Annotated in this window: 4 protein-coding genes; all 4 read left to right on the top strand. The window is 74.0% G+C overall.

The window, feature by feature from the left end; genetic code table 11:
- The coding region (locus FK498_RS16395) for a hypothetical protein (RefSeq protein ID WP_237560977.1) at positions 1-440 on the top strand (440 nt) is incomplete at its 5' end.
- Positions 437-1,489 carry a hypothetical protein gene (locus FK498_RS16390; RefSeq protein WP_141856425.1) on the top strand — a complete coding sequence of 351 codons (1,053 nt, stop codon included), beginning with the start codon at positions 437-439 and terminating at the stop codon, positions 1,487-1,489. The genes FK498_RS16395 and FK498_RS16390, both read left to right, overlap by 4 nt.
- Complete coding sequence (locus FK498_RS16385) at positions 1,486-4,473, top strand: virulence factor SrfB (RefSeq protein ID WP_141856422.1); 2,988 nt, start codon at positions 1,486-1,488, stop codon at positions 4,471-4,473. The genes FK498_RS16390 and FK498_RS16385 overlap by 4 nt, the downstream gene beginning before the upstream one ends.
- A 27-nt stretch (positions 4,474-4,500) precedes the next feature.
- Positions 4,501-6,485, top strand: a 1,985-nt coding sequence (locus FK498_RS16380; protein ID WP_141856420.1) for a virulence factor SrfC family protein, incomplete at its 3' end; no start/stop codon positions are given.

Below are 6,485 nucleotides of genomic sequence, written 5' to 3'. Positions count from 1 at the left end.
AGGCGGCGCCGGCCGTGCCGCCGCCGGCGTCGCGCGACGACGAGACCGAGCGCCGCCTCGCCCGCGAGGGGGCGCGCCGGGGCGCGGTGCAGGTGACGCTGCGCTGGGAGAGCACTGCCGATCTCGACCTCTACGTCGCCTGCCCGAGCGGGGCGATGATCAGCTACGCCAACCCGCGCGCCTGCGGCGGCGAGCTCGATGTCGACATGAATGTCGGACTCCGGCGCGTGCGCGACCCGATCGAGAACGTCACCTGGCCCGAGGCTGCGGCGCCGTCCGGCACCTACCGCGTGCTGGTCTCCAATCTCGGCGAGGCGGACGGGCGGACGGCGGCGGTGCCGTTCCTCGTGCGCATCAAGCTGGGCGAGCGGATCGAGGAGGTGCGCGGCACCGCCCGCTCCGCCGAGCCGCGCCAAGTGGCGAGCTTCACCGTGCCATGACCGCGGCCGCGCCCCCGCCCGAACCCGCACCGCGGCCGCGCCGCAGCCTGTTCATTCCTGCCCTCGCGGCCGCGGCACTCGCGGTCGGGCTGCCGCTCGCCGCGGCTGCGACCTGGCTCGGGCTCAGCCTGTCCGGCTATGTCGCGGCGGCCGATGCGCGCGCGGCGATCTGCCGCGTGGCGCCCGACGATGAGCGCGGCCGGCTCGCCGAGATCGAGCGCGACCTGCGCCGCCGCATCGCCGCCGCCCAGGGCGAGCTCGCGCGCCGCCAGGGCTCCTGCCCGGTCTGCGCGCCGGTCGACGCGGTCGATGTCGCGCTGGTGGTGGACACCTCGCTGTCGATGAAGTGGCCGGCGAGCATGGATGCCGCCGCCGAGGCACAGGCGATGGAGCGGATCAGGGCCGAGGCGGGCGATCCCCTGACCACGCGCGCCGGCAACGACCGCATGATCGCCGAGATGGACCGCACACCGCCGGCCGAGCGGCGCATGGCGGCTGCGCGTGCTGCCGCACTTGCCGCGCTCGACGTGCTGCCCGGCCGGGCGCGCGTGCACCTGTTCAGCTTCGGCCGCTTCGAGGCTGCGCGCGCCGAGGCTACCGCCTGCTCGGTCGCGCCCGCCGGCGTGTTCGCCCATGCCGACCGGTCGCGCCTGGTCGCCGCCCTGAACGGACTCGAGCCTTGGGCCTCGGGCACGCCGCTCGCGCACTCGATCACGCGGGCGGCCGAGGCGGTGCGCGGCCGGCCAGCCGGAACGCCCGGCTTCGCGATCGTCGTCACGGACGGCGTCGAGACCTGCCGGGCCGATCCTTGCGCGGCGGCGCGAAGCGCGCGTGAGGCCGACCCGGATCTCGCCATTCTGGTGGTCGACATTGCCGCCAACCGCCAGCTCGCCTGCCTCGCCGAGGCGACCGGCGGGCGGCTGCTCCCGTCCGGCGCCGAGGCCGGACGGATGATCGCCGAAGCGCTGCGCCTCCCCCCGCCGCGCGGCTGCATCCCCCGACCCGAGCACGCTGGCCTCGCCCCCGCCGGCGCCCCTGCGCGACGATGATCAAGCCGAGCCCCGACCTGCCGCCGCTCTCCCCCTCGGCCGATGTGCCGCTCGTGCCGGGGAGCGGCATCCAGTTCCTCGACCTGCCGCTCGCGCTCGACCGGCTGGGCGTGAAGCTCGACTTCCACGAGGAGCCGCGCGCCGAAGGGGTTGCGGCGCTGAAGCGGCTTGCGCCGAGCGAGGACGGCGACGGGTTCACCTACCAGCGCGACGGCCGCGCCGTGTTCGTCGCGGCCGAGGACGCCTATGCGATGACGCAGCAGACCGCGCTCGCCGCCTTCCTCGGCAAGTGGGTGCCGGTGCCGTTCCTGCAGGTGGAGGTGGACGGCGAGCCGGGCCGGCGCCAGCTCGGCCGGGGGCCGGAGAACTGGGCGCGGCTGCGCATCGTCAAGCTCGCTGAGCCCGAGCGCAGCGGCGCGACGCACCGCGCCGTGCTCGCCTTCGACACCGCGACGGCACCGCGCAGCCCGGGCGCCGGCTTCGTCGCGCCCTGGGCCGACGAACCTGCGCGCTACGCGCTGGCCACGCGCGAGTCCGAGATGGCCTTCTGGCTCGACCGGCGCTGGGTGCGCAGCTGGATCGCCCGGCTGTGGCGCGAGCGCGACGGCGCCGCCGCCGGCGACGGCGAGACGGGCGCGCGGCACCTCGCGGCCTATCTCACCCTGCTCGCGACCCTCGAGGCGGCCGGCGCGGTGCCGCCCGTGCGGCTGATCGACTTCGCCGCGGCGGAGCGGTCGGGCGGGGTGATCGACGTCGATCTCGTGCTCGATCTCGGCAACTCGCGCTCCTGCGGCTTCCTGATCGAGCAGACGCCGGGCCGGCCGGCCTCGGTGGCCGACAGCTACCGGCTCGCGCTGCGCGACCTCTCGCAGCCCGAGGAGGTGCACGACGAACCGTTCGAGAGCCGGGTCGAGTTCGCACGCGCGGGCTTCGGCTTCGAGGAGTTCTCGCTCGATTCCGGCCGCGGCCTAGCCTTCGAGTGGGGCTCGCCGGTGCGCATCGGCCCCGAGGCCGCGCGGCTGTCGGCGCAGAACCGCGGCAACGAGGGCCTGACCGGGCTGTCCAGCCCGAAGCGCTATCTCTGGGACGAGGCGGCGCGGCTGGCGCCCTGGCGCTTCAACCCGGCGACCGACGCCGAGGGGGCGATCCGCGGCCACTTCCTGCGCTTCGTCGCCGAGGACGGCACGGTGCTCAGCTACCGCAGGCGCAAGGGCATCGCGCTCAGGCCGCTATTCAGCCGCGCCTCGCTGTTCAGCTTCTTCCTGCTCGAGGTACTGATGCAGGCGCGCCAGCAGGTGAACTCCTACGCCGCGCGCTACGGTCGGCAGGACCTCGCCGCGCCGCGCCGGCTGCGCCGGCTGATCCTGACCCTGCCGCCCGCGATGCCGGTCGAGGAGACGCGCAAGGTGCGCGAGCGCGCGCGCGCCGCGGTATTCCTGTTCCACGACCTGATCGGCCGGCCCGATGAGGCGGCGCGGTTCGAGATCGAGGCGCGGCTCGACGAGGCGACGGCGAGCCAGATCGTGTTCCTCTACGACCAGGTGAGCCACGCCTATCGCGGCGACGCACCGGCCTATTTCGCGCTCGCCGGGCGGCGCCGCGACGGCGAGGCCGAGCCGAGCCTGCGCATCGCCTCAATCGATGTCGGCGGCGGCACGACCGATCTGGCGATCCTCACCTACCGCCTCGCCGACCGGGTGATCATCCCGCGCGAGGAGTTCCGCGAGGGGTTCCGGATCGCCGGCGACGACGTGCTCGAGACGGTGGTGATGCGCCATGTCATGCCGGCGCTCAGGCGCGCGCTCGCCGAGTCCGGGCTCGGCCACGGCCGGGCGCAGCAGTTCCTGGTCGGCCTGTTCCGCGTCCCCGCCGGCACCGAGCCCGAGCGCCAGGCGCGCCGGCTGGCGCTGAACCACGTCCTGGGCCCCGCTGCGCTCGGCGTCCTCGCCGCCTACGAGGCGTGGGATCCGCTTGCGCCCGGCGCGCCGGGCACGACCACGCTCGGCGCGCTGATCGCCGCGCGCGGCGACCCGCGCGGCCTGCGCGCGCACTATCCCGAGCCGCGCGGACCCGGCCGGTCGCGCGAGCCGGCAGGGCTGCGCGCGGCCGCTTGGCTCGACCAGAAGGCGGCCGAGGCCGGGGCCGCTTCCTTCCGCGTGCTCGACGTTCCGGTCGAGCTCGACTTCGCGCAGGTGCATGAGACCGTGCGCCAGACGCTGCGCGACGCGCTCGATCCCCTGGCCGAGATCGTGCACCGCTTCGCCTGCGACCTCCTGCTGCTGACCGGGCGCGGGGCGCGCTGGCCGGCGGCGGTCGAGACGGTGACGGAGGCGCTCGCGGTCGAACCGAACCGGGTGCAGCCGATGCACCGCTACCGCGTCAGCGCCTGGTACCCCTACGCCGACGCCAGCGGGCGCATCCACGACCCGAAGACCACCGTGGCGGTGGGCGCAATGCTGTGCCGGCTCCTGCGCGGCGGCCAGCTCGACAATCTCGCGCTCGTCGAGAAGTTCGCGATGCGCTCGACCGCGCGCTACATCGGGCTGATGGAGTCCGACCGGCGCATCCGCGCCGACCGCATCCTGTTTTCGGCCCTCGATCTCGATGCGGCCGCGGCGCCCGGCGAGGTCGCCGAGCGGCCGCTGCCGTTCTCGGGCCGAACCTTCATCGGCTTCAAGCAGTTCCGTGCCGAGCGCTGGCCGGCGAGCCCGATCTACTGCATCGAGTTCACGAGCGCCGAGGCAGCGCGCGGGCTGATGCTGCCGCTCAAGCTGACGCTGAAGCGCACGCCCCCCGACGAGGCGCAGTCGGACGCGGCGGCGCTGTTCGATGTCGACGACCAGGTGTACGACGCGAACGGCAATCCGCTGATCAAGCCCGTGCGGCTGCGCCTGCAGACCCTGCCGGGCGAGGGCGGGTCGTTCTGGCTCGACACCGGGCAGCTCGACACGCTCGACGCCATTCTCGATGCGCTGCCCGGCTAGCGCGGGCGCGCAGGCGACGAGGACCGGATGACCGACGACGCCGAGACCGAGCGACTTGCGGCCCTCTGCATGGCGACCGAGCGCGCCGCGACCGACGCGCTCGGCTGGTTCCGCGCCTTCCCCAGGCGGATCGCCGCGCAGCGCGGGGTGCTCGAGAAGGAGTTCCGCCTCGCCGCAGTGGAGGCGCGCAAGCTCGCCGCCGCCGCGCGGCGTCCGGTCGCGGTCGGCGTCTACGGCCTGTCGCAGGCCGGCAAGTCCTACCTGATCAGCACGCTGGCGCGCCCGCCCGGACGCGAGCTCTACGCTGATCTCGACCGCCCGCGCGGCTTCCTCGCCGAGATCAACCCCGAGAGCGAGAAGGAGGCGACGGGGCTGGTCACCCGCTTCACCATGCGCCGCGAGAAGGGGCCCGAGGGATTCCCGGTGCGGTTCAGGCTCCTGACCGAGATCGACCTCGTGAAGATCCTCGCCAACTCCTGGTACCGCGACGCCAAGGACGCGGAGGCCGCGGGCGCGGTCGCGCCGGGCGAGGCGGCGGAGGTGCTCGCGCGCGCCGAGGGCGAGGCCTCCTCCGCGCGCGAGCATGGCGAGCTTGCCGCCGAGGATGTCTGGGACCTGCAGAACTACTTCGAGAACGAGTTCCGCTCCTACGTCACGGCGCAGGACTTCCGCGGCGTGTTCTGGGACCGCATGGCGGAGGCGCTGCCGCGCCTGCCCCTCGCCCGCCGCATCGAGCTCTACGCGCTGCTCTGGAACCGGTTCCAGCCCTTCACCGCCCTGCTCGAGCGGCTGACTGCGCGGCTCGCCGCGCTGCGCTTCGATCGCGATGCCTTCGCACCGATCGGGGCGCTGGTGCCGAAGACCGAGAGTGTGCTCTCGGTCGACACGCTCGACCACCTCCACGATCCGGTGCAGCCCGGGATCGAGATCGTCGGCGCGAGCGGCGCGCGCACGCGGCTCACCCGGCCCGAGCTCACGGCGCTGATCGCCGAGCTGCAGATCACCATGATGGAGCTGCCCTGGCCGATCCTCGAGCGCACCGACCTGCTCGACTTCCCCGGCGCGCGCGAGCGCGCGGGCAAGAACCACGCCGACGAGATCCCGGCCGACCCGAAGCAGCTCGGCTTCTACTTCCTGCGCGGCAAGGTCGCGTACCTGTTCGAGCGCTACGCCGCCGAACGCGAGCTCAACGCGCTCCTGCTCTGCATCAAGGAGAGCAACAACCCCTACGACGCGACCATCCGTCAGTCGATCCGCCAATGGATCGAGCGCACCCACGGCGAGAAGCCCGAGGAGCGCGCGCGCGTCGAGACCGCGCTGTTCATCGTGCTGACGCGCATGGACATGCACTTCAACCGCACACCCGGGCGCGACGAGGCGGCGTCGTCGAACGATCTCTGGGAGGCGCGCATCAAGGCCTCGCTGCTGCAGCCCCTGCAGGAGGCGAACGGCTGGCTCGACAACTGGCACCCCGGCCGCTCCTTCGACAACATCCTGCTCGCGCGCAACCCGGGCAAGTCGCAGAGCCTGTCCGAGATCGACGCGAACGGCGTCGAGCTGCGCTACCTGCCGGGCGTCGAGGAGAAGATCGCGCGCTGGGGCGCCGAGTTCGCCGCGCATCCCGACGTGCGGCGCTACGTGCGCGACCCCGCGCGCGCCTGGAGCGAGGTATTCCGGCTGAACGACGCCGGGATGAGCTACCTGGTGGAGCGGCTCGCGCCGGTCTGCGATCCGCGGCTGAAGCTCGACCAGGTGGCGGGGCAGATCGCCACGCGCCGGGCGAACATGCGCCGCCGCCTCGCCGAGTGGCATGTCGGCGACGACCTGGAGGCGGAACACGCCAAGCGCGCCGCGGCGATCGCGCCGGTGGTCGAGCGGCTGATCGCCTGCGCCGATGCCGGGCGCTTCGCCACGCTGCTCGCGCATCTGCACCTCACGCCGGCCGAGGCGCGCGAGGTGATGCTGCGCAACGGCCAGGCGGCGGCCGCCGCTGCGCCCGGGACCGCCGCGCC

Origin of the sequence: Elioraea sp. Yellowstone (genome assembly GCF_006704265.1) — a bacterium.
Taxonomy (GTDB): domain Bacteria; phylum Pseudomonadota; class Alphaproteobacteria; order Acetobacterales; family Acetobacteraceae; genus Elioraea.
This window is presented reverse-complemented; position numbering and strand designations above follow the sequence as displayed.

What these genes read in the sequence shown, in the direction of transcription:
- FK498_RS16390 (WP_141856425.1), top strand. Translation starts at nt 437, where the DNA reads ATGACCGCGGCCGCGCCCCCGCCCGAACCCGCACCGCGGCCGCGCCGC.
- FK498_RS16385 (WP_141856422.1), top strand. Translation starts at nt 1,486, where the DNA reads ATGATCAAGCCGAGCCCCGACCTGCCGCCGCTCTCCCCCTCGGCCGAT.